Source organism: Terrisporobacter petrolearius, from assembly GCF_020748185.1.
Taxonomy (GTDB): Bacteria; Bacillota; Clostridia; order Peptostreptococcales; family Peptostreptococcaceae; genus Terrisporobacter; species Terrisporobacter petrolearius.
The window spans coordinates 1-435 of record NZ_JAHZMO010000203.1 but is presented as its reverse complement, the minus strand read 5'-3'; the positions used below and the strand labels follow the sequence as shown (position 1 = coordinate 435).

Genomic DNA, 435 nt, shown 5'->3' with positions numbered 1-435 from the left:
CGCGTTTGAATCTGCTCGTAAACGTCGCCACAAAGTCACCTCAATCGACAAAGCTAACGTGCTGCAATCCTCTAGTTTATGGCGTGAAATCGTCAACGTGATCGCCACGGAATACCCGGATGTCTAACTGGCGCATATGTACATCAACATCGTCACCAAGCAGCTGATTAAAGATCCATCACAGTTTTGCGTTCTGCTGTGCTCCAACCTGTTTGGCGACATTCTGTCTGACGAGTGCGCAATGATCACTGGCTCGATGGGGATGTTGCCTTCCGCCAGCCTGAACGAGCAAGGTTTTGGTCTGTATGAACCGGCAGGCGGCTCAGCACCAGATATCGCAGGCAAAAACATCGCCAACCCGATTGCGCAAATTCTGTCGCTGGCACTGCTGCTGCGCTACAGCCTGGATGCCGATGATGCGGCTTGCGCCATTGA

Annotated in this window: 1 pseudogene; it reads left to right on the top strand. The window is 52.6% G+C overall.

Going from position 1 to position 435, the window contains the following annotated elements:
* Positions 1 to 58: 58 nt before the first annotated feature.
* Positions 59 to 435 (top strand): annotated as a pseudogene (locus tag K0040_RS22595) (isocitrate/isopropylmalate family dehydrogenase); the annotation flags it as partial.